At 37.3% G+C, this 23,094-nt stretch carries 18 protein-coding genes, 1 pseudogene, 1 riboswitch and 1 other annotated feature; of the genes and pseudogenes, 7 read left to right on the top strand and 12 right to left on the bottom strand.

Annotated elements, in window-relative coordinates:
- Positions 1-106 precede the first annotated feature (106 nt).
- Positions 107-2,517, bottom strand: a pseudogene (gene leuS, locus D9782_RS19945) (leucine--tRNA ligase).
- 60 nt (positions 2,518-2,577) lie between these two features.
- Positions 2,578-2,790 (bottom strand) — a binding site (T-box leader).
- Between the two features lie 106 nt (positions 2,791-2,896).
- Between leuS and D9782_RS19950 the strand changes: the two are divergent.
- Positions 2,897-3,460 carry a tRNA 5-(aminomethyl)-2-thiouridylate-methyltransferase MnmM gene (locus D9782_RS19950; RefSeq protein ID WP_121605561.1) on the top strand — a complete coding sequence of 188 codons (564 nt, stop codon included), beginning with the start codon at positions 2,897-2,899 and terminating at the stop codon, positions 3,458-3,460.
- Positions 3,461-3,653: 193 nt separating this feature from the next.
- On the opposite strand, the gene D9782_RS19955 is transcribed toward D9782_RS19950, so the two are convergent.
- Entirely contained in the window at positions 3,654-4,736 is a 1,083-nt protein-coding gene (locus tag D9782_RS19955) for a tetraprenyl-beta-curcumene synthase family protein (RefSeq protein WP_026681498.1), read from the bottom strand.
- An 80-nt stretch (positions 4,737-4,816) separates the two neighbouring features.
- On the opposite strand from D9782_RS19955, the gene D9782_RS19960 reads away from it, so the two are divergent.
- Positions 4,817-5,338: a gamma carbonic anhydrase gene (locus D9782_RS19960; protein WP_026681499.1), complete on the top strand. Its 522-nt coding sequence runs from the start codon at positions 4,817-4,819 to the stop codon at positions 5,336-5,338.
- Between the two features lie 270 nt (positions 5,339-5,608).
- Here the strand turns inward: D9782_RS19960 and metK are convergent, their stop codons facing one another.
- Positions 5,609-6,805 (bottom strand): methionine adenosyltransferase, encoded by a 1,197-nt coding sequence (gene metK, locus D9782_RS19965; RefSeq protein WP_026681500.1) that lies wholly within the window; start codon positions 6,803-6,805, stop codon positions 5,609-5,611.
- Between the two features lie 297 nt (positions 6,806-7,102).
- Positions 7,103-7,213: riboswitch (SAM riboswitch) on the bottom strand.
- 268 nt (positions 7,214-7,481) lie between these two features.
- Here metK and pckA point away from each other — a divergent pair.
- From pckA to D9782_RS19990, 5 genes are all read left to right on the top strand, one after another.
- Positions 7,482-9,068, top strand: a complete 1,587-nt coding sequence (gene pckA, locus D9782_RS19970; protein WP_026681501.1) for a phosphoenolpyruvate carboxykinase (ATP) — start codon at positions 7,482-7,484, stop codon at positions 9,066-9,068.
- A 239-nt stretch (positions 9,069-9,307) separates the two neighbouring features.
- On the top strand, positions 9,308-10,999 hold the full coding sequence (locus tag D9782_RS19975) for an IS1182 family transposase (protein ID WP_121605562.1): 1,692 nt from the start codon (positions 9,308-9,310) through the stop codon (positions 10,997-10,999).
- 275 nt (positions 11,000-11,274) lie between these two features.
- Positions 11,275-12,264 carry an ABC transporter substrate-binding protein gene (locus D9782_RS19980; RefSeq protein WP_026681502.1) on the top strand — a complete coding sequence of 330 codons (990 nt, stop codon included), beginning with the start codon at positions 11,275-11,277 and terminating at the stop codon, positions 12,262-12,264.
- A gap of 13 nt (positions 12,265-12,277) precedes the next feature.
- Positions 12,278-13,087: an ABC transporter ATP-binding protein gene (locus tag D9782_RS19985; RefSeq protein WP_026681503.1), complete on the top strand. Its 810-nt coding sequence runs from the start codon at positions 12,278-12,280 to the stop codon at positions 13,085-13,087.
- Complete coding sequence (locus D9782_RS19990; RefSeq protein ID WP_026681504.1) at positions 13,074-13,886, top strand: ABC transporter permease; 813 nt, start codon at positions 13,074-13,076, stop codon at positions 13,884-13,886. The genes D9782_RS19985 and D9782_RS19990 overlap by 14 nt, the downstream gene beginning before the upstream one ends.
- A gap of 35 nt (positions 13,887-13,921) precedes the next feature.
- Here the strand turns inward: D9782_RS19990 and ytkD are convergent, their stop codons facing one another.
- The 9 genes from ytkD to D9782_RS20035 all read right to left on the bottom strand — a co-directional run bounded on the left by ytkD (position 13,922) and on the right by D9782_RS20035 (position 23,034).
- Entirely contained in the window at positions 13,922-14,389 is a 468-nt protein-coding gene (gene ytkD, locus D9782_RS19995) for an RNA deprotection pyrophosphohydrolase (RefSeq protein ID WP_026681505.1), read from the bottom strand.
- Between the two features lie 32 nt (positions 14,390-14,421).
- Entirely contained in the window at positions 14,422-14,961 is a 540-nt protein-coding gene (locus D9782_RS20000) for a hypothetical protein (RefSeq protein WP_152525427.1), read from the bottom strand.
- A 161-nt stretch (positions 14,962-15,122) separates the two neighbouring features.
- Complete coding sequence (locus tag D9782_RS20005) at positions 15,123-15,443, bottom strand: hypothetical protein (protein ID WP_026681507.1); 321 nt, start codon at positions 15,441-15,443, stop codon at positions 15,123-15,125.
- Between the two features lie 104 nt (positions 15,444-15,547).
- Entirely contained in the window at positions 15,548-16,366 is an 819-nt protein-coding gene (locus D9782_RS20010) for an ABC transporter ATP-binding protein (protein ID WP_026681508.1), read from the bottom strand.
- Positions 16,367-16,636: 270 nt separating this feature from the next.
- The gene (locus D9782_RS20015) at positions 16,637-18,112 is read right to left on the bottom strand and encodes an o-succinylbenzoate--CoA ligase (protein WP_121605563.1); all 1,476 of its coding nucleotides are present in this window, start codon (positions 18,110-18,112) and stop codon (positions 16,637-16,639) included.
- A gap of 119 nt (positions 18,113-18,231) precedes the next feature.
- A complete protein-coding gene (gene menB, locus D9782_RS20020; RefSeq protein ID WP_026681510.1) occupies positions 18,232-19,050 on the bottom strand; it encodes a 1,4-dihydroxy-2-naphthoyl-CoA synthase in 819 nt (272 codons plus the stop codon).
- Between the two features lie 40 nt (positions 19,051-19,090).
- Positions 19,091-19,909 (bottom strand): 2-succinyl-6-hydroxy-2,4-cyclohexadiene-1-carboxylate synthase, encoded by an 819-nt coding sequence (gene menH / locus D9782_RS20025; protein ID WP_240455760.1) that lies wholly within the window; start codon positions 19,907-19,909, stop codon positions 19,091-19,093.
- A gap of 3 nt (positions 19,910-19,912) precedes the next feature.
- Positions 19,913-21,649 (bottom strand): 2-succinyl-5-enolpyruvyl-6-hydroxy-3-cyclohexene-1-carboxylic-acid synthase, encoded by a 1,737-nt coding sequence (gene menD / locus D9782_RS20030; RefSeq protein ID WP_026681512.1) that lies wholly within the window; start codon positions 21,647-21,649, stop codon positions 19,913-19,915.
- Positions 21,646-23,034 carry an isochorismate synthase gene (locus tag D9782_RS20035; RefSeq protein WP_026681513.1) on the bottom strand — a complete coding sequence of 463 codons (1,389 nt, stop codon included), beginning with the start codon at positions 23,032-23,034 and terminating at the stop codon, positions 21,646-21,648. The genes menD and D9782_RS20035 overlap by 4 nt, the downstream gene beginning before the upstream one ends.
- Positions 23,035-23,094 lie beyond the last annotated feature (60 nt).

The raw sequence follows: 23,094 nt of genomic DNA on the forward strand, positions 1-23,094 counted from the left end.
CCAAGGAGAGAAATGACCACAGTAAATCTCGCCTGTATAAAGCTTTTATCACTTCATTATAATTTTGCTCGTCTTTAATGATACGTATGTGCGAGTCTTCTTTCAATTAATTTGCTACGATATTGACTAGCTTACCGGGTACTACGATGACTTTACGAATAGTTTTCCCTTCAATTAGTGCTTGAATCTTTTCGTTTTCTAAAGCTGTTTTTTCCAGCTCTTCTTTAGATATGTCTTTAGAAACACTAATTTTCGCTCGTACCTTACCCATTATCTGTACAACGATTTCAACTTCAGCTTCAACCAATTTACGCTCATCGTATGTTGGCCATGGTTCATAGCTGATCGTTTCTGTATGGCCCAAAACACTCCATAGTTCTTCTGACACATGTGGTGCAACTGGAGATAACATCTTTACGAACCCTTCCATATAAGCTTTAGGAAGTTTATCCGCTTTATAACCTTCATTGATGAACACCATCATTTGTGAAATACCCGTATTAAAATGGAGATGATTAAAATCATCTGTTACTTTTTTCACTGTTTCATGGTACACCTTATCTAAGGCTGTATTCCCTTCATCTACTACTTTCTCTGATAATTCTCCATTTTCACCTACAATTAACCGCCATACTCGATCAAGGAAACGTCTAGCGCCATCTAAGCCATTTTCTGACCAAGCAACGGATGCATCAAGCGGTCCCATGAACATTTCATACAGTCGAAGTGTGTCCGCACCATGCGATTCGATAATATCATCAGGATTAACCACGTTTCCTTTCGACTTACTCATCTTTTCATTTCCTTCGCCAAGTATCATCCCTTGATTAAATAATTTCATAAACGGTTCTTTTGTAGGAACCACGCCGATATCATAAAGGAATTTATGCCAAAATCGTGCATATAACAAGTGAAGGACAGCATGTTCTGCTCCACCAATATAAATATCAATCGGTAACCATTCTTCAAGAGCTTTTGGATCCGCAATTTCATTAGGGTTATTCGGATCAATATACCGTAAGAAATACCAGCAGCTTCCTGCCCACTGAGGCATTGTGTTTGTTTCTCTTCTACCTTTCATACCCGTTTCTGGATCGATAACATTTACCCAATCGCTATTTGCTAATGGTGATTCACCATTTCCAGAAGGCTTAATATTATCCATTGCAGGGAGCTCAAGCGGTAATTCCTCTTCTGGTACAGTGGTCATTGATCCATCTTCCCAATGGATAATAGGAATAGGTTCACCCCAATAGCGTTGTCGTGCAAACAGCCAATCTCGTAAACGATACGTAACTTTCTTCGTACCTTTACCAGTTTCCTCTAACCAGTCAATCATTTTTGCTATGGCTTTCTCTTTATCCAATCCATTTAAGAAATCAGAATTTACGTGTTCACCGTCACCCATATAGGCTTCTTTCGTAATCTCTCCCCGGCTACCACTTCTACAATTGGCAATTCGAATTTAACTGCAAATTCATAGTCTCGGTCATCATGTGCGGGGACTGCCATAATAGCTCCTGAACCGTAGCTCATTAATACATAATCAGCGATCCATATTGGCATTTTTTCTTGATTAACTGGATTAATGGCATAGGCCCCAGTAAATACACCTGTTTTATCCTTAGCTAAATCCGTTCTCTCCAAATCGGATTTCGTTTGGATATCTTTAATATAAGTATCAACAGCAGCTTTCTGTTCATCTGTCACGATCTTTTCAACCATTGGATGTTCAGGAGCTAATACAGCATAAGTTGCACCGAAAAGTGTATCGGGTCTAGTCGTAAATACCGTAAACGTTTCATTTGAATGATCAACTGTAAACTGTACTTCAGCACCTTCTGATCGCCCAATCCAGTTACGCTGCATATCCTTCAAGCTTTCTGGCCAATCCAATTCATCTAAATCTTCGAGTAAGCGATCAGCATAAGCAGTTATTTTCAACATCCATTGCTTCATAGGTTTCCGAACAACAGGATGACCGCCTCGCTCACTTTTCCCATCTATTACTTCTTCATTCGCTAGAACCGTTCCTAAAGCAGGACACCAGTTCACAGCAACCTCATCCATATAAGCTAGACCTTTTTCATAAAGCTTCGTAAAAATCCATTGTGTCCATTTATAGTAATTCGGATCCATTGTACTAATTTCACGATCCCAATCATAGGAAAATCCAAGTGCTTGAATTTGTCTCTTAAAAACAGCAATATTTTGTTCTGTAAAATCCGCTGGACTATTTCCAGTATCAATCGCATATTGCTCAGCCGGTAAACCGAAAGCATCCCATCCCATTGGATGAAGTACTTCGTAACCCTGCATCCGTTTCATTCTTGAAATAATATCTGTTGCTGTATAGCCCTCTGGATGCCCTACATGTAATCCAGCACCAGATGGGTATGGAAACATGTCTAACGCATAAACTTTTTCTTTTTCAGAAAATGTATCCGTTTTGAATGTTTTGTTTTTCAACCAATACGTTTGCCACTTTTTTTCAATTTGTTGATGATGAAAACTCATTACATTTCCTCCTTTACTTCTACATATGTTTTTGTAAACGAAAAAAAGCCACTCATCCCTATAAGGGACGAGAAGCTTTTCCCGCGGTACCACCCAGATTAATGCAAATTCCTGCATTCACTTGAGATCCGTAACGTGGATCCACGGCAGAAACTACTTTATCACTTCTGCAACATTAAAGGTGAGTTCATAAATTTCCAGGGACAGTTTACACCAACCACTGCCTCTCTTTTCCTGTAGGGATTTATTACTAATCCTTTGCATAGTCATTATCGTATATGATGTATAAGAATTGTAATGAATTGCATACACTTTGTCAAGACAATACTACGTATAATCTGGTAAAATAAGTCTAACCATCATATTAAAGGAGTATACCATGTTACACGGAATATTACATTATGCCCATTATTTATTGGAAAATTCTATAGAAAAAAATGAGACGGTAATTGACGCGACTTGTGGTAATGGTAATGACACTTTATTTTTAAGTAAAGTTGTCGGTGAAAATGGACGAGTCATTGCTTTTGACATTCAACAGGAGGCGATTCGTTCTACGAAGCAAAAACTAGTAGAAAATAACCGTGAGAATGTCGACCTGATCCTTGACAGTCACGCAAATCTAAAAAAACACTTACCCTCCGAAGAAATTCTATTAGGTGGGGCTGTGTTTAATTTAGGTTATTTACCAAAAGGTAATAAATCAGTTATAACCAAAGGAACTTCAACAATTACTGCAATCGATACGATATTAAAGTATTTAAAGCGTGGTGGATTGATCGTAATTGTGATCTATCATGGACATGAAGGAGGAAAAGAAGAAAAGGAAGCTGTAATAAAACATGTCATGAGGTTAAATCAACGATGGTATCATGTTTTACAATATGGCTTTATTAACCAAAAAAATAATCCGCCTTTTATAATCGCTATTCAAAAAAGATAATAATGGTCTATCTCCATGCAAGGTACGCCTAGTTTCTGAGCGTGGCCCAACACGCGCCTATTTATCCACATGGGCAAATTTTGTAATTTCCTAGACTACCAGTAAAGTGGAGGACCTCCTCCACTTTTATGCTACTATACGTATTTTCATTTTCCCTTTTTATGAATATCATCCTTAAAATATCTCCCGCTACTCAATCCTGTCGACTACTAGTAACTAATCTTTTTAAGTAATAATAACTTCTCGTGTTCCAGTGAAAAAATTTCGAAGCTACTCCACTCGCTTTTAATAATTGTCGCTTCATTTGACGAGAGCCGTCAATTAACTTGACCTTTTCATCTCCTAAATACAACCCAACTAGACCCTGCAGTACCATTTGATGAAATGGAGCATCTGGTAGCATCGTTGAATTAACGTGAGCTTCTAATAAAAAGTGCCGAAATCGTTCCTGCATCGTTATTTGATCTGGGTAATAATTACAGAAGTTCAAATCTTCCTCTTCTTTATCCTCCACTTGGTCGATATAATAATCAAGTAAAATATGCAAGCACTGAATATATGGAAAATATCCAGATACTAATCGGCTTGCTCTGTCTGAACTAAGTCTCCCAGCAAACCCATAGCAGGCCAAACAATATATTCCAAGCGTAGATCCTGCTGCTGCTGAAAATTCATACCAGCTTAACGGATATGCATTCATATTCTCTGACCACTTTGTTAATCGTGGTATACGTTCTTCCATGATCACATGCTTGTGTACCTGTAAATCCATATACAATTTTGCCAATTTAAGCGCATGCTCTTGGAAAAGATCAATGTGATTTAGTGATGCTAGTGCTTCATTACAAGTTCTAACTAACTCTTTCAAATACCCTTTGTCATCTTTACTTTCAAAATACTTATAATAATCCGTTTTACTATCATTACAAGATAGTGCATCTATCATAGCATGATGTAACAATCGGAAATTTTCTGGATCCATAGAATTACTACGATCACAAAGATTATCTAAATAGTCACTTATCGTTTGATATGCAACAATAAATCGTACAGCTTTCTGCCAGTTTTGATGTGCTAATATGCTATAAACTGCTCCTCCTTGACAATGAAAACGTTTGGAAGAAATACTTGATAAAGCCTGAGTTCTCAATTCTTGATCGGGAATTTCCGCAGCACGTTTTTGCCAATAAACTAACTCTTTACTTACAGCTGGAAAAATTTTCAGATAAACGGTTGCCATTAAAATTATTGGGTTATTTGGTACATGATTGCTCAACTTGCTGCCTCCAATCTACATTGTCCCCGCTATAATTTTGTTATACTGTTTATATCACCATATTATCCAGGAGGATTCAAATGATACATTCATATAAAGAAAAACAACCACAAATTCATGAAACTGCATTTATTGCAGAGGATGCAACCATCATCGGTGACGTTACAATTGATGAATATTCTAGTATATGGTTTAAAACTGTAGTTCGTGGAGATGTTGCACCTGTGAAAATTGGTAAAAGAATTAGTATTCAAGATCTGTCCATGCTTCATCAAAGCCCTAATCTTCCCTTAATTATCGAGGATGATGTGACAGTCGGACATCAAGTGACCCTGCACTCCGCCATGATTAGAAACAAAGCTTTAATTGGTATGGGTTCCATTATTCTTGATGGTGCGGAAATAGGTGAAAATGCATTTATCGGAGCCGGAAGCCTTGTGCCACCTAGAAAAACGATTCCGCCACATACGTTAGCTCTTGGTAGACCAGCAAAAGTAATCCGAGACTTAACTCTAGAAGATTACGCGGAGATGGAACGTGTACGAAAATCATATGTAGATAAAGCAATCTACTACAAAAAATATACAAATTCCGGTAAGTAACTTCAAGAACAAAAGCGATTGGAGCTAGTCAACGGAGATAAAGGAATCACGGTGTGCTTGCAAGCCAATGATGACTTAGATTAGGGCGATTCGTGAAGTCACCTAGATTCTGTGCGCTGGAGCTGGACGCAGCTCAACACGCCTTCTTTATCCTTATGGAAAATATTGTAATTTAGACTATGAAAAAAGGCAGCCTAGAAGATTAAATCAGCTAGGTTACCTTTTTTCGTATCATAACCATTGTGAAGCTAAAGGATGATCAAGACTTTACTACTTAATAAGTGCTTTCAATTGCTCAACTTTGTCTGTCTTCTCCCATGGAAATAAAATGTCTGTTCTTCCAAAATGCCCGTAAGCAGCAGTATTTTTATAAATAGGTTTTTGCAAGTCTAACATACGAATAATACCTGCTGGTCGTAAATCAAATAATTCTCGAACAGCTTTTACTAGTTGCTCTTCATTTACAACACCTGTTCCAAAAGTGTTTATCGAAATAGAAACAGGTTCTGCTACACCAATGGCATAGGCTAGCTGTACTTCACAGCTTTTGGCAAGCCTGGCAGCCACTATGTTCTTTGCGACATAACGGGCAGCGTATGCAGCTGACCGATCAACTTTAGTAGAGTCTTTTCCACTAAACGCTCCGCCACCGTGTCTAGCATAGCCTCCATACGTATCAACAATAATCTTTCGACCTGTTAAACCTGCATCCCCCTGAGGTCCACCAATAACGAAACGGCCAGTTGGATTAATAAAATATTTAGTCGTCTCATCTAATAACTCATTTGGTACTATAGGGCGTATAACATGCTCTATCAAATCTTTTTCTATTTGCTCTGTAGCTATATCCTGATGATGCTGTGTAGAAATTACGATGGTATCAATTTTAACAGGTTGATCATTTTCATCATACTCAACGGTTACCTGTGTTTTACCGTCCGGTCGTAAGTATTCTAATGTCTTATCCTTCCGAACGTCAGCGAGACGCTTTGCCAACTTATGTGCCAATGAGATTGGAAGTGGCATCAATTCGTCTGTTTCATCACAAGCAAAACCAAACATTAAACCCTGATCACCAGCACCTATTGCAGCAATCTCTTGATCGCTCATTTTTCCTTGTCTTGCTTCCAATGCTGTGTCAACTCCACCAGCAATATCAGGTGATTGTTCATCAATGGCAGTTAATACTGCGCATGTCTCCGCGTCGAACCCAAATTTTGCGCGAGTATATCCGATTTCTTTTATAGTTTTACGAACAATAGCAGGTATATCTACATAAGTAGTAGTGGATATTTCACCCGCTACAAGAACAAGTCCAGTTGTAACAGTTGTTTCACATGCCACTCGGGCATTTGGATCTGTTTTTAATATCTCATCCAAAATAGCATCTGAAATTTGATCAGATATCTTATCTGGATGTCCTTCTGTTACTGATTCAGAAGTAAACAAACGACGATTAGCAGCCATGTTGCTAAATCCTCCTTCAAATATCGATTACGGAACTCTATTTATCAAATATGCTCATTCAGTAATAAGTACTAAGGTTAAACTGAAATAAGAAAGGCACCAGAAAGATTACCTACTACCGTATATTCTATTGTCACTCCTGGTTCACACGTACACGCAGGCGAATGACAATTTAGCTTAGAAATTGACTAATATGTTTATAATCGGGTTAAAGTTAGTCATCTACGTGTAGAATTTTTATAACTAATAAAAAAAGCCTTTCCCGCTTGTCATGAGGAAAGGATTGCTGGCCTTTCGCTCTTATTGTTCAAGGAAAAAAATCTCCTTGCATCAGGTTAGCACCTTTTCACTAAAGTGATGGTTGCTGGGCTTCATTGGGTCTGTCCCTCCACCAACTCTGAATAAGAGAGTATCCGTTCGAAACTTAGCTTATCGGAAGAAGCTTAATGTGTCAACTAGTTTAACTGTATTCTCAGAAGTTTTTTACTCATACTAAAGGAAAGAAAGATTCTGAACGACATTTTTTGCTGTAAACATTCAACATCTTATAAAAATTATTTTATATTTAGTATGGACTATTAACTTAAATGTGTTATACTAATAAACATATTCAGGATTATTTGGTCGTTCAACAAAAGAACGTGAATACAATTTCACATAAAGGCAGGTATTTAACATGAAAACGGTAGAAAAGTCTTTCGTAAAAGAATTATACACGCATAAACAGCTACAAACAAATTTATCCGTACCTCAGCTTGTTGAAAGAATTTTAGCAAGAGAAGAAGGCATGTTAACCGCAACAGGTGCAGTTCAAGCAACAACAGGATCTTATACCGGTCGCTCCCCAAAAGATAAATTTATTGTTACAGATGAAGTAAGTGAACAGCAGGTGGATTGGGGAACAGTAAATCAATCCATTGATGAATCTGTATTTGATCGATTGTATGAAAAGGTTATTTCCTATTTAAAAAATAAAGAAGAGCTATTCCAATTTAACGGATTTGCTGGTGCAGACCACGCGTATCGCTTACCAATACAAGTTATTAACGAATATGCCTGGCACAATCTATTTGCACGGCAGTTATTTATAACTCCAACTGCTGATGAGTTACTATCACATCAAGCTGAATTCACAGTAATATCAGCCCCTACTTTTAAAGCAGATCCTGAAGTAGATGGTACGAACTCAGAAGCGTTTATTCTTGTTTCTTTTAAAAAACGAATCATTCTAATAGGTGGTACCGAATATGCAGGTGAAATTAAAAAGTCTATCTTTTCAGTGATGAATTTCTTACTACCTCAACAAGATGTATTATCTATGCACTGTTCTGCTAATGTTGGCAAAGAGGGAGACGTGGCTTTATTCTTTGGTTTATCCGGCACGGGGAAAACCACCTTATCTGCTGATCCTTACAGAAGATTAATTGGTGATGATGAGCATGGTTGGGGTCCAAATGGAGTATTTAATATTGAAGGCGGATGTTACGCAAAGTGTATTCATTTATCTCAAGAAAAAGAGCCGCAAATTTATAATGCAATACGATTTGGTTCTGTCCTTGAAAACGTTATTCTTAATAAACAAACAAGGCTACCTGATTATGATGACACAACTTTAACAGAAAACACAAGAGCAGCCTATCCAATTGAAAACATTGATAATATCGCAGTGCCAAGTATTGCTGGGCATCCAAATACAATTATCTTCCTTACAGCAGATGCTTCGGGAACATTGCCGCCAATAAGTAAATTATCAAAAGAGCAAGCAATGTATCATTTCTTAAGTGGCTACACAAGCAAGCTTGCAGGTACGGAGCGAGGAGTGACAGAACCACAGGCTACGTTCTCTGCATGTTTTGGATCACCATTTTTACCTTTAGCTCCGGCAAAGTATGCGAAAATGCTTGGTGAAAAAATTGATTTTTATCAATCAAACGTGTTTCTTGTAAACACAGGATGGACTGGGGGATCTTACGGCATTGGTAAACGCATGAAGCTGTCTTATACACGTGCAATGATTCATGCTGCATTAGAAGGTGAACTCAATAGTGTAGAGACAATAAGAGATAATATTTTTGGATTGGAAATCCCTATCCAAGTTCCAGGTGTTCCCGATGACGTCTTAGTTCCCGAAAACACATGGGAAGACAAAAACGCTTATCAAACGGAAGCAAAATCACTTGCCATGAAGTTTCATCAGAATTTCCAAAAATTCACGGAAGCAAGCGCTGATATTATGCAGGCTGGGCCAATTTATAAAGGATAATTTATCGTTTCCTCATCCCAAAAGGATTTATTATAAATGAGTGAAAAAAGTTGTATAATTTACTGTTCAGCTATAACAGCTGGTTGGGGCTGGGACAAAACCCAGTAACTGAAAAAAGTGGTACGCCAATTTAGGGCGTATCACTTTTTTTACTTTTTTCAATATTTATATACGCAAAAAGGATACCTTCTGATAAAGTTAAAGTAACTACACAAAAACTTAGAAAAGAGGTATCCTTTATGTTTAAACATTATACCATGAATCAAGTCGTTTTGCCTTTAGATTTTGAAATGAAATTACAAGAAAATGATATCGCCTATGCGGTTAACCATATTGTAGAACATATCCCAGAGGAATCATTTGTGGGATTTTTGCGTGAAACAGGTTGTCCTGCATACCATCCACGCATGATGATGAAGATTATCTTATGTGCCTATACACAGTCTGTTTTTTCTGGCAGAAAAATAGAGGGATTAATCAAAGACAGTGTACGTATGATGTGGTTAGCACAAGGCTATGAACCAAGTTATCGTACCATTAATCGTTTTCGTGTTCATTCCGAAGTAAAAGAATTATTACGTCAGTGTTTTGTCTTATTTCGTTGTCAACTTGTTGAAGAGAAGGCGATTGAAGAAGAGGCTATTTTTATTGATGGTACGAAAATAGAGGCAAATGCCAATAAGTTTACCTTTGTATGGAAAAAATCCATTGAAAAATACAGCACCGATTTAATAGAGAAGTCGAATCAAATGTATGAGGAATTACTGGAAAAAGAAATTATTCCTGAAATAGAAAGGGAAAGTTCCGATGAACTTTCAAAGGAAGAACTCAGTGAAGTGGTTAAAAAGCTAGATGAAAAAGTAGAAAAATATGATAAAGCAATCGAAGAAAGCAAAGAAGCAAAAGAACGCAAACAACTTCGTTCCGAACGAAAAGAACCCAAGCAATACCGTAAACAATTCCAAGATTTTGAAGCTCGTAAACACAAATATCAAAAAGATATGGCAATCTTAGGCGATCGCAATAGTTATTCTAAGACAGATCATGATGCCACTTTTATGCGAATGAAAGATGACTATATGAAAAATGGTCAACTTAAAGCAGGTTATAATGTACAAATTGCGACCGAAGGTCAATACACATTAGCCTACGATGTATTTCCAAATCCTACGGATACTCGCACGTTTATTCCTTTTCTCGATAGTATTGAAGATAGGTACTTTCAATTGCCCGAGCATATTGTCGCCGACGCAGGTTACGGTAGTGAACAAAATTACAGTAATGTACTTCATAGAAAAAGAACGCCACTGATTACTTATAATTCCTATCGGATGGAAAAGAAAAAGAAATATAAAACAAATCCTTTCCATGTATCCAACTGGGACTACGATTCAGACGGAGACTTTTTTACTTGTCCAAATGGAAAGAAAGTACCTTTTCAATATCTATCGAATCGAACAGATAAAGCCGGATTTAAACGAACCTTTCGTGTCTATGAATGTGAAGATTGTTCGGGATGTCCATTACGCGTTCATTGTACCAAAGCAAAAGGGAATCGAAAGATTTATTACAATGCTCAATGGGAACAGCAAAAAGCATATATAAGAGAGCAGCTTTCAAAAGAAGAAACAGGAAAAATCTATGGTAAACGAAAAATAGATGTAGAACCTGTCTTCGGATTTTTGAAGGCCAATTTGCGTTTCACTCGAATGTCGGTGAGAGGCAATTCGAAAGTGGAAAATGAATTAGGATTTGCCTTTATGGCGGTGAACTTAAGAAAGTACACCGCCATAACACAAAATTCATGTATTTATGATAATGAAAAAGATTCCAGCTATCTATTTTTGATAACTGGAATCTCTTTTTTACTTCTCCAGGCTAGTTATGTCCCAGCCCCTTTTTTTAGTCTAGTAAATTATAAAGCGTATTGAGCTGCGTCCAGCTCTAGTGCCCAGAAACGAGGCGACTTCACGAATCGTCCTAATCTAAGTCATCATTGGCTTGCAAGCTACCGTGCTTCCTTTATCTCCATTGACTTGCTCCAAGTGCTACGTTTCTATTCGGGAGCTTGCGTTTCTGTTCCATAAATATTTTCGTACTATTCGATCATCTATTCATTTGACTTATTTTTTTCTAGGCATTCACACATTTTCTAAGCTGTTCATAAACTGTGTTGACATATAAATATTTGAAGGGGTCGAATAGAATGAAAAAAATAATGGTTTTTATCCTGATCTCTTGCGGGTTAATTATAACTCTTACTGCTTGTAATTCGAAGGAAAACACGTCGATCAAAATAGCAGAAGTAACTCGTTCTTTATTTTACGCCCCACAATACGTAGCTCTAGAGGAAGGTTTTTTTGAAGAAGTAGGCCTAGATGTAGAGCTGCAAACAACTTGGGGTGGGGATAAAACGATGACTGCCCTGTTATCTGAAGGAGCTGATATGGCTTTAGTAGGTGCAGAGACTTCCATCTACGTTTATGCTCAGAACTCCAAAGATTATGCGATTAATTTTGCCCAATTAACCCAAACAGATGGCACCTTTTTAGTAGCAAAAGAACCTAAACCAAATTTCACATGGGAAGACCTAAAGGATACAACATTCCTTGGACAGCGGAAAGGAGGAATGCCGCAAATGGTTGGAGAATTTGTGCTAAAGCAGCATGGTATTAATCCACAGACAGATCTCGATTTACAGCAAAATATAGAATTCGCTAACATTCCGGGGGCATTTGTATCTGGTGAAGCGGAATACGTTCAATTATTTGAACCAACTGCCAGTACGTTTGAAAAGGAAGGAAAAGGACATATAGTCGCTTCATTTGGTGAAGAGTCCGGTCACGTACCTTATACAGTATATATGACTAAACAAAGCTTTATTGACAAAAACAAAGCTGACGTAGAAAAATTCACTAGAGCTATTTATAAAGCACAGCAATGGGTTGAAACACATACCCCCGAAGAAATTGCTCAAGTAATCCAACCATACTTTGAAGATACAGAACTAGAAATGCTTACCGCATCCATTGAGCGCTACAAAAGCCAAGCATCCTTTGCAACCGATCCTGTCCTAGATAAGAAAGAATGGAATAATTTGAAGAAAATAATGAATGAAGCTGGTGAATTACCTGAGGATGTACCATACGAAGAGCTCGTGAATACAGAGATCGCAGAGGATGTAATACGTAACTAAGGAGTGAGTAAAGGTGTCATTTCTAACCTTAGATCATGTCTCACATTATTATTTCTCGAAAAATAATTATACAAAGGCATTAGATGATATTTCTTTTTCTATCCAGAAAGGAGAATTTATTGCCTTATTAGGTCCTAGTGGATGTGGAAAATCAACAATACTTTCAATCATTGCAGGTATTATTAAACAAACCGAAGGAAAGGTTAGCTTACAAAAAAAGGAAGTTGAAACGACAGCATCTGAAATCGGCTACATGCTTCAGCAAGATTATTTATTTCCTTGGAAAACCATTGTGGATAACGTTTTACTAGGACCAAAAATCACTCATACACATTCAAAAAACACAGAACAAAAAGCCCTCAAACTATTGAAGGAAGTAGGATTGGCAGAGGTCGCGAATGCATATCCTAGTTCTTTATCTGGGGGGATGCGGCAACGTGCTGCCCTTGTACGCACTCTAATTAATGATCCAAAAATTCTACTTCTTGATGAACCGTTCTCTGCTTTAGATTATCAAACAAAGCTTAAATTAGAAGAGCTAGTATCAAAATTATTAAAAGCTTACCATAAAACAACTATTCTCGTAACACATGATATTGGCGAAGCAATTGCTATGAGTGATCGCATATTCGTAATGGATGCGAATCCTGGAACCATTTCAAAGGTTTTTGAAGTGCCAATTGAATTAAGAAATGAACCACCTTTACTTGTGAGGCGACACCCTAAATATCAAATCCTCTTTGATAAGGTTTGGGAGGAGCTTGATCAAAGAGAAAATGTACAAACAAAAAAGGTGGTGAGTATAAATAATGAAGGCGACTAATACGGATGAACAACTGTTTAAGGCCTATTTAAGTAAAGTTAAAAAAGAAACTAAAATCGTATATACTTGGCAAGTAAGTATACTTATAACGTTTGTGCTACTGTGGGAAATAGCTAGCAGGCTTTATTGGATCGACCCATTATTATTTAGCTCGCCTACTACAATTTGTCAAGTAATCATTGAAAAATTTAGTAACGGCTCGTTATTTACCCACCTTGAAGTCACACTACTGGAGACCATTGCTGGATTTCTAATTGGTACACTATTCGGCATACTACTAGCTATATCTTTATGGACATCGAAGCGTTTCTCTAGAATAATGGATCCTTACCTGGTAATTTTGAATGCTATGCCAAAGGTAGCGTTAGGGCCTATCATTATTGTGGCACTAGGACCTGGGTATGTTTCAATTATAGCAATGGGAGCAATTATATCCGTTATCATCACTACACTTGTTGTTTATTCAGCTTTTAATGAAGTGGATCCCAATTTTGAGAAAGTATTAATTAGTTTCGGTGCTAGTAAATGGCAAATATTTAAACATGCCATTTTTCCAGCCACTTTACCTGCTATGATTTCCACCCTCAAAGTAAATGTAGGATTATCCTGGGTTGGGGTTATAGTCGGTGAATTTCTCGTATCTAAACAGGGCCTTGGATATCTAATTATTTATGGTTTCCAAGTGTTTGATTTTTCATTAGTCATGGCAAGCTTAGTATTAATTGCTATCTTCGCTGCCATCATGTACAAATTTGTAGAACGAATGGAAGCGTGGCTGATCAAGCATTCATCTTCCTAATAAATATATAAAATCGCCCAAATAAAGGGCGATTTTTAATAATGCTGGTGTATATATTGAATACAATGCTCAAGAACGTCATCTTTCATAATAAAGCTATAGCAATTTTGATATTTCACATTTAATGGAATAGTTTCTAAGAGTATCGGCCCATCTGTTTCATAGTATGTGTCCTGTTTTTCTAGTGCTTGGATCGAAGCATAATACACATTCTTTACTACATCTTCCTTTTTACCAGATACAAAATACTGTCCCATGTAGTTCATATTTTTCACTAACCCACCAGTCTCTTCTTTTACTTCTCTTATTGCGGCTTCCTCCGGTGTTTCCCCTTCTTCCACCTTACCTCCTGGAAATTCTAACCCTCTATCTTTGTGTTTGGTTAATAACCATTGACCCCGATATTTACAGACAATCCATACATGTTTAGGGTTTTTGGAAAAAGGAAGATAATCGAATGATAACTTAATTTCATTATTGTAATAGTCTCTGAATGTATACATTATTTCAACGCCTTTACCAATACCGTATTTATTTAGCTATGTTTGATATTAGATATTCTCCAAATATCTTCATAAGTGAACTCTATTTCGATCGTATACTTACCATGTAATGCACTTTTATTATGCTGGATAAGCTTAACCTTGTCATCATGTACTGGGATGGTACGATATGAATTGTTCTCATCTATCCATGGTGGGATTTCTGTTGGAATAATATACAACCCATTTGACCGTTCTTGATAATAATAATCAATATAAGGTTCTACAACGTTTTTTGTGGCAATTTTAGAGAATTCTTCTAAAAGCTCTTGTTTGGTATTAAATGTTATTACTTGATAATTTTCATCCGTATCCTGTTGCAGGAAATCCAAAAGTTGATTGGTTCGCTTTATAATTGTATCATGACTTAAATTATTCGTAACTTGTTCATTAGAAGTGTTATTAGCTATACCTTTATCTACTCCTGTGACCGATTGCTTCTCTACTTTTGCAGCAGCAAGAATTGGCTCTTTTTCCGTACTAATTAGAAAAACGGCTAAGAAAGTAACTCCCAAAAGAGAAACTATATTCATGAAAAGCTTCCTTTTCAATGTTAATTGCCTCCTTTACGAATATAAAAGCTCACAGATACAATACTATTCCTTGTAATTGGTAATAATAAACATTTTCATGAAATAAATCAACTAAGAGATAAAAAGGGATAACATGCACGTAATGCATTTATCCCTTACTTTTAAAGAGGTCTATCTCCTAATATTCCCATGTGCTTTATATGTTCTTTCGCACTTTCATCTCCTAATTCGTATATCATACGATACGCTTCGGTCATTTCATCGTCATAATCATCATTAGACTGATCATTATGATAGGGTGTAACTGGTACGTGAGCGCGAAAAAAAGTAGTTACTCCTGCAGCATTCATCTCATTAAATTTTTCTCTCAATAATACAATTTCATCATCAGTAGCATGTATAACAAAATTATCATTATTATCATATTTTATCTTGGAAATCTCGCCTGATCCCATATTAATATAATATTTCTTTTTTCCCATTCAACTACACCTCCTTTTAGTTAATGTTCCTAAAAGCAGGTAGAAGCATGTATGAAAAATAAAAAAGCCCGCTCTGATAAGCGGGTAATGAAAAATTATGTGCATTAATTAATCGCATTTGTAGCATTAGCAAATATACAACGTCCTTTTCCATGAGGGATGCACATTGGTGTCCCAAATCGTGGATCGAACGTAACATCACACATCATTTCAAAAACTTGATGAACCAGATTACATGTAATAATCTCCTCAGGTTTCCCTTGCGCAAAGATCTGTTTATCTTTAATAGCAACAATATGATGTGCATATCTACATGCTAAATTCAAATCATGAAGGACCATAACAACTGTACGTCCTTCCTTCTCATTTAATTCAAATAACAGATCAAGTACTTCTATCTGATGAGTCATGTCTAAGTAAGTTGTTGGCTCATCTAATAAAATTATATCTGTATCCTGCGCTAAAGTCATGGCAATCCATGCACGCTGACGCTGTCCACCAGACAATGAATCAACGGGGCGATCTTTTAAATCAAACATGTTAGTAGAATCTAAAGCGTGATTAACCGCTTTTTCATCTTCGTCAGACCATTGCTTTAATAAGCCACGATACGGATGTCTACCTTGTTTCACTAATTCATGTACGGTTAACCCTTCTGGACTAATGGGACTTTGTGGAAGTATCGCTAATTTCTTGGCAACGTCCTTTGTCCCCATTTTTGCAATAGCTGCACCATCTAATACTACATTCCCTTGTTTAGGCTTCAATAATCGTGCCAACGAACGAAGTAAAGTTGACTTTCCACAGCCATTTCCGCCAATGAATACAGTAATTTCACCTTTAGGTATCTCTAGACTTAAATCGTCAATAATTATATTATCCCCGTAACCTAGCGTTAAATCATTTGCTGTTAAGGTTTGCATTGGAATCTCTCCCTTTTCCCTCCAAAAATATCGTGCGTGTTATATGTATTTTTAGAGGATCAATACAAAGCGCTATCCTTAGTGTATTTGCTTTTTCGTGATTCGTCAATGACTTTGATAATCATTTTCAATTAATTTTAAAATTTTGTTCTTTACAATATTGCTTTCATCAATCAATCTCACTAGCATATTCCTAATTAGCAAGCTATCCATGGAATAAATCCAAAATCACCTACTGCAAAATACACACTCGTATCAATGAGAGGACAATTACCTAAGCTGCTTACACCCTTCTTTACCTCTAATCTGTTTCAAATGACTTCTTACAAGTTTATTGGATGCATTACGTGGTAAAGCATCTACTTCATAAACTTCTTTTGGCTGTTTATAACTTGCTACATGCTCATCTAAATAGCTCATAATTTCTTGTAGAGTAAGTCGATATTTCGTTACAATAAATGCGATAGGTACTTCACCCCATTTGGTATCAGAGATCCCCGTAACGCCTACTTCCTTAATTGCTGGATGACCGGCAAGAGCACTTTCAATTTCCGATGGATATATGTTTTCTCCTCCAGAAATAATTAAATCATGCCTGCGTTCCACAACATATAGAAAACCTTCGTCATCTAAATAGCCTAAATCACCTGTTGCCAGCCACCCACCTTGAATTGCCTTATTAGTTGCTTCGCGCTTTTTATAATACCCCGATGTCACCATTGGTCCTTTTACACATATTTCTCCAACACCAGAATGATCTGGATCTTTTATCATTAATTGCGCTGGAAATAGAGGCTTACCAGCTGAACCTACTTTTTGCAGCGCATCTCCTGCACTAAGTGTCACAATTTGTGATGCTGTCTCCGTCATGCCAAATGATTGGAAAACTGGCACATTCATTTCCTTCGCTTGCTCTAATAATGGACGAGGAGCAGGTCCACCTCCTAATAATACACAACGAAGGGAAGTTGGATAACGATCGGTTCCAAGCTCTTCCAATAATTGTTGAAGCATTACAGTAACTACAGATACGATGGTAACGCCTTCGTGCATAATTGCTTTCTGGACACTAGTTTTATCAAACTTCTCTAATAAATAGACAGACATACCATAAACTACACTGCGAATAAGGATGGATAAGCCACTAACATGAAATATTGGTAAAGCAGCTAACCATTTATCGTCAGAATGAATCCCTAAATTAAGTGCACTCCCTATTGCACTCCACCAATGGTTTCCGTACGTATGAATGACGCCCTTAGGAGAGCCAGTTGTGCCAGATGTATACATAATGGAAAACGGAGTATTTAATTGTATTTCCGTGGTAAGGACAATATCTGCATGCTCGTGATAATTATCTATTTCCTCAAACACAGCCTTATTTAAACAGGGTATTTGCACAGCTTTCACTTTTAATTCATCTGCATAGATTAAAAATGAAGCATCTGCATCTTTAATTTGATATGTTAATTCCTCATTCGTTAATCGAGTATTTAGTAAAACGACTACTGCCTTTAAGTAGCTAATTGCATGAATTGCAGTAATCATCGCTTGTTTATTCGTCGATAAAACAGCCACATGTGAGCCTTCCTTCACTCCCCATGTAGCTAATTTCTTCGCGTACATTTGGCTTTGTTCCTTCAATTCTTGAAATGTTATTTGATATCCATTTGCGTATTGGATAGCTGCACAATTGGGCGATATATCGGCCTGTTTAGATAACCAATGTGGTATCGTATCTTGCATGTTCCTACCTCCTTCGTTCTACAATCGTTTGCCGTCTAATCTATAATAGAGAGCTATGTAAGAAAAAAACCTTTGCTAAAAAAGCAAAGGTAAGAGATCACTATTTTTGACTGCATTGCTTAAGGGAACCGTGGGAATTTTTTAAAGTCTGGCTTTCTTTTTTCTTTAAATGCATCTCTTCCCTCTTTCGCTTCATCTGTTGTGTAGTAAAGCAAAGTAGCATCGCCGCCCATTTGCTGCAATCCTGCCAGTCCATCAGTATCTGCATTAAATGATGCTTTTAAGAAGCGTAAAGCTGTTGGAGATTTTTCTAAAATTTCCTCACACCATTGGATCGTTTCCTCTTCTAATTTATCAAGTGGTACAACTGTATTAACCATACCCATTTCATATGCTTCTTCTGCATTATATTGACGACATAAATACCAAATTTCACGAGCACGTTTATGTCCTACCATCCTTGCTAGGTAACCTGCTCCATAACCAGCATCAAAGCTACCAACCTTCGGTCCAGTTTGTCCGAAGATTGCATTATCTGCTGCGATTGTTAAATCACAAACAACGTGAAGAACATGTCCTCCACCAATAGCGTAACCAGACACCATTGCAATTACTGGCTTAGGAATCGTACGAATAAGACGTTGCAGGTCTAATACATTGAGTCTAGGTACTTGATCGTCGCCTACGTATCCTCCATGCCCGCGTACAGATTGGTCTCCCCCTGAACAGAAGGCTTTTTCTCCTTCACCTGCTAAAACAATGACCCCAATATCTGAATCATCACGTGCATCAGCAAACGCATCAATCATTTCATTAACAGTTAATGGTGTAAATGCATTACGCTTTTCAGGACGGTTGATTGTTACTTTGGCGATGCCATTATATTTTTCATAGATTATTTCTTCATATTCTCTTACTTTTTCCCATTGAATAGGCATGATAATTCCTCCTTAAAGTAGTATGTAATCAATTAGTAAATTAATTGCATATATCAGCCAGATAAATATCCATGATATACTCAGATACTATTTTACCAAAAATCTCTGGTTTCTCCACATGAATTGCATGTCCAGCTTCAGATACAATGGTTAGCAACGATTGCGGAAAGCGATTGTCCATTTCCTTCATCAGTTCACAATATTTTTTATCTAACTCACCCGCAAGTAACAATACAGGTTTAGTAAGTCGCGCTAGAGCATCCCACCAAGATGGTTGAAAACCTGTTCCCATATGTAAAAGCGAGTCAGCTAACCCCGTTTTTGACTGCATGTGACGTTCATAACGAACAGATTGCTTTATTTCTAAGGGTAACGACGTTTGACTTTGAAATAACGGTATATTTTCCCAATATGACACAAACCAATCAAGCCCTTGTTCAAGGATCCTATTGGCTAATATTCTATCGTTTTCTTGTCGTTGAACTCTCTCTTCAAGCGTATCAATGCCTGGAGATGTACTTTCAAGAAGCAAGGCTTTTATCTTTTCAGGATAATGTATGGCATAAGATATAGCTGTTCTTCCCCCCATTGAATATCCAAGCAAACAAAAAGATGAAAGCTTTAATGCATTAAATAAAGCATCTAAATCCTTACAACAAGCCTCCATCGACTTCTCCTTCGCCTTTGTCTTTCCGTGTCCTGGTAGATCAATGGTAATTAATGTCCACTTGTTTTTCCATTTATTAACGAAATAATTCCAAGTCCTACTACTCCCCGTAAAACCATGTAGCATAACAATTGGCTCACCATTACCATGAATTTCATACCAATAGTTAGATTGATTAATGGAGAAATACAATATTTATGCCCCACCCTTCAATAGTTCAGCTTCAATTGCCTGCCATTTCTCTCGGTGCCATGCTGCATTTTCTTCTCTATCTGTCTTTACTTCGATAATGGATAAACCCATATTTGCATAGCTCTGAAGCAGCGCCTCTTTGACCTCTTTTTCAGTCTGAGGGTTAAAGTAGCGCCCCCCATACATCGTAACTACATGTTCAAAATTAATATTTAATGGTGTACCAAACAAAGCCTCAAAGTGTTTTCTATCATTTGCTTGAGGTAAAAACGAAAATATACCTCCACCATTATTATTCATAAGTAAAATGGTAACATCCAATTTATAATGCATCGCTGCATGCAATCCATTCATATCATGAAAAAATGAAAGATCTCCTAAGACAAGTGTTAATCTACTCCCATTCGAGGCAGCGCCTAAACCACTAGATACTACGCCATCAATGCCGTTAGCACCGCGATTAGCAAGAACCTGAATTCGCTTTTCTGTTGTTAAAAAGAAGGTGTCTAAATCCCGTACTGCCATACTATTCCCAACAAATATACTACTGTTATCTGGAATAACATCCAGTAAACCACGCATTGCTTCACCTTCTGTAACCTGATTATTTGTTTTACGTAGTAGATGTTTTTTTGTTATCTGATTGGTTTGTTGCCATTCATACAGCCAATCTTTGTCCAACTTTAATTCTGTATTTGCGGTAAGGTGCTCACAAAATAATACAGAATCTGCAAAGACAAACTCAGTTCTATTACCAGCTGGCTCCCGAAACCCACGGTCATTCTCTACGACAAATTGTAAAATGTCTTTATGCTGTTTCACATAGAATAAGTATGCCTTTGAAACTGGCATCGCACCGATACGAATAATAAATTCAGGCTTGAGCAGTTCACGAATTGTTTCATTCCGTAAGAAGGCATCGTAACCATCAATGACGACATCCTTAGCATGTTCTCCTGACCGAACTTGTGATAATGGGTCAGCTAGAACCGGCACTTGCCATTTAGCAGCTAGCTTTGTAACGACTTCACCTAACTTAGGATCAGTCTGTGGTCCACATACAATAATACCTTTTTTCTTTTGCTTTAACTTTTCATGCATCTGATCTATTTGTGTAGGTGATAGCTGTTTTTTTCCGTCATAGGTTGGCAGGTATGGCGTATTACAAGTATCTCCCCACAAATTATCTAGTTGAAAATCTACGACCAATGGCTCACGAAAAGGGAAATTCAAGTGAACCGGTCCACAATTTCCTTCCTTTGCCATAAAAAAAGCCCTTGCAGCCTTATTCCTGGCATACAGCAGCATTTCTGGAGTTGATTCAGGAAGCGCCATTTCCTGAAACCACTTCACATATTCTCCATATAAATTCAACTGTGCTATAGCCTGAGGAGCGCCTACATCACGTAATTCATGAGGTCTGTCAGCAGTAAGAATAATTAATGGAACTCTGCTGTAAAAAGCTTCGACAATAGCTGGATAGTAATTTGCAGCAGCAGTACCGGATGTACACACTAATGCAACTGGACGCATGGTTTTCTTAGCAATACCCAGTGCATAAAAAGCAGCAGAACGTTCATCAATGATGATCCATTCTTTAATTTGTTTATGTTCGGCTAAAGTCAAAGCTAATGGTGTAGATCTTGAACCAGGTGAAATTACAGCATCCGTTAATCCATTATTTGCTAATTCATCAATGAAATTTGCTGTATAGCGTGTTAACGTCTCGGTGTGGTTCATGATTCTCCTCCTAAAACAGAAAGCATAGGTGTGAATTTAATCCGTGTCTCCTCAAATTCCGCTTCAGGAATAGAGTCCTTTACAACTCCACATCCAGCAAATAAAGACGCTTCATCATTTTGAATAAGAGCAGAACGTATAGCTACTGCGAACTCTCCATTATCATTACTATCTAGCCACCCTACAGGAGCGCCATACCAACCCCTATCTAATAATTCATAGTCTCTAATAAATGTTATCGCATCATTTCGAGGAACACCACCAAGAGCAGGTGTTGGATGTAATTGTTCAACAATGTCAAAAATACTGTATCCTGCTTTTAACTTTCCCGTTACAGGTGTATATAAGTGCTGTAGATTTTTCAATGGGTAAACAGTCGGCTCCTCTGGCACATGAACATTGACACAATATTTATTTAAGCCTTTTTTGATCATTTGCACGACAAAATCATGCTCTTCTCTATTTTTTTCATCGTGGAACAGTTGATTGCTAATTTGTCGATCCTCTGTTTCTGATTTCCCTCTAGGAGCAGTGCCTGCCAAACAGGTTGATAGCAATTGTTTATTTTCAATCTTTACTAATCGCTCCGGAGTAGCGCCGATAAAGCAATTGTTGTTACGTTCAAAAGCAAAAACAAAGCTGTTTGATTGGGTTGCTAACAACTGATCCAGTATCGTGGCAATATTAGCATTTTTATTTAATTTCACACGCATTTCTCTAGCCAATACGATTTTATCTATTGATGTATGGCGGATTTCTTCCGTTGCTTTCTTTACCGTTTTTTTCCATTCTTCAGGTGCAATGACTTTTGTAGTTAACATACGTAGTTTTTCCTTCTCTGCCTTTATTGGCGTGAGAAGGAAACGTTCAGTATCACGTAGTTGATTTGCCAATTGAATAGGATGATCCGTTTTTTTAGCCAAAACATTTATTGTAAAATAATAGTTTTCCTTATATTTCGTTAACATATATTCTGGAACAGTAAATTGAATAGCTGGAAAATCGCCCCAAAGCTCGGTTCGGTCCTTTTTAGGATCAAAATCCATTCCCCCCAATGAGACTAATCCAGTACCAGGAACATCAAACGAATTATGAATAATGGCTTGATCTATTACTTGTTTCCATTTTAATTCCATATGTTGAAAACGATTTTCATTAGCACTGATATCATACGCATTTCCAACGCCAGCTATAGAAAATGCATCATTTGTGCTCGTCCAAAAGACGCGATCCTTCTCTATCTGTCGTGCTGCTTCAAAAAAACAAACCGGATTTTTAGGTTGAATCTTTTTCGTTATGCTACAAAGCTGGACCTTATTAATAGAAAGGCTACTAATTGCGTCTTCCAAGATCTCTTCCAGTTGTTTATCTTGTACTTCAATCATCTGAATAAACCTCCGTTAAACTAACAATGACAAAACTTCCATCTTTATTCTATTCTCTTT

The organism is Virgibacillus sp. Bac332, from assembly GCF_003667785.1.
Classification (GTDB): domain Bacteria; phylum Bacillota; class Bacilli; order Bacillales; family Amphibacillaceae; genus Virgibacillus; species Virgibacillus salarius.

Excerpts from the sequence above, each read along its gene's own strand:
- D9782_RS19960 (WP_026681499.1), top strand. The coding sequence starts at position 4,817 with ATGATACATTCATATAAAGAAAAACAACCACAAATTCATGAAACTGCA.
- menB (WP_026681510.1), bottom strand. The coding sequence starts at position 19,050 with ATGCCTATTCAATGGGAAAAAGTAAGAGAATATGAAGAAATAATCTAT.
- metK (WP_026681500.1), bottom strand. The coding sequence starts at position 6,805 with ATGGCTGCTAATCGTCGTTTGTTTACTTCTGAATCAGTAACAGAAGGA.
- D9782_RS20000 (WP_152525427.1), bottom strand. The coding sequence starts at position 14,961 with ATGAATATAGTTTCTCTTTTGGGAGTTACTTTCTTAGCCGTTTTTCTA.
- menD (WP_026681512.1), bottom strand. The coding sequence starts at position 21,649 with ATGAACCACACCGAGACGTTAACACGCTATACAGCAAATTTCATTGAT.
- D9782_RS19990 (WP_026681504.1), top strand. The coding sequence starts at position 13,074 with ATGAAGGCGACTAATACGGATGAACAACTGTTTAAGGCCTATTTAAGT.
- D9782_RS19950 (WP_121605561.1), top strand. The coding sequence starts at position 2,897 with ATGTTACACGGAATATTACATTATGCCCATTATTTATTGGAAAATTCT.
- D9782_RS20035 (WP_026681513.1), bottom strand. The coding sequence starts at position 23,034 with ATGATTGAAGTACAAGATAAACAACTGGAAGAGATCTTGGAAGACGCA.
- D9782_RS19980 (WP_026681502.1), top strand. The coding sequence starts at position 11,275 with ATGAAAAAAATAATGGTTTTTATCCTGATCTCTTGCGGGTTAATTATA.
- pckA (WP_026681501.1), top strand. The coding sequence starts at position 7,482 with ATGAAAACGGTAGAAAAGTCTTTCGTAAAAGAATTATACACGCATAAA.
- ytkD (WP_026681505.1), bottom strand. The coding sequence starts at position 14,389 with ATGTATACATTCAGAGACTATTACAATAATGAAATTAAGTTATCATTC.
- D9782_RS20015 (WP_121605563.1), bottom strand. The coding sequence starts at position 18,112 with ATGCAAGATACGATACCACATTGGTTATCTAAACAGGCCGATATATCG.
- D9782_RS19975 (WP_121605562.1), top strand. The coding sequence starts at position 9,308 with ATGTTTAAACATTATACCATGAATCAAGTCGTTTTGCCTTTAGATTTT.
- D9782_RS20005 (WP_026681507.1), bottom strand. The coding sequence starts at position 15,443 with ATGGGAAAAAAGAAATATTATATTAATATGGGATCAGGCGAGATTTCC.
- D9782_RS20010 (WP_026681508.1), bottom strand. The coding sequence starts at position 16,366 with ATGCAAACCTTAACAGCAAATGATTTAACGCTAGGTTACGGGGATAAT.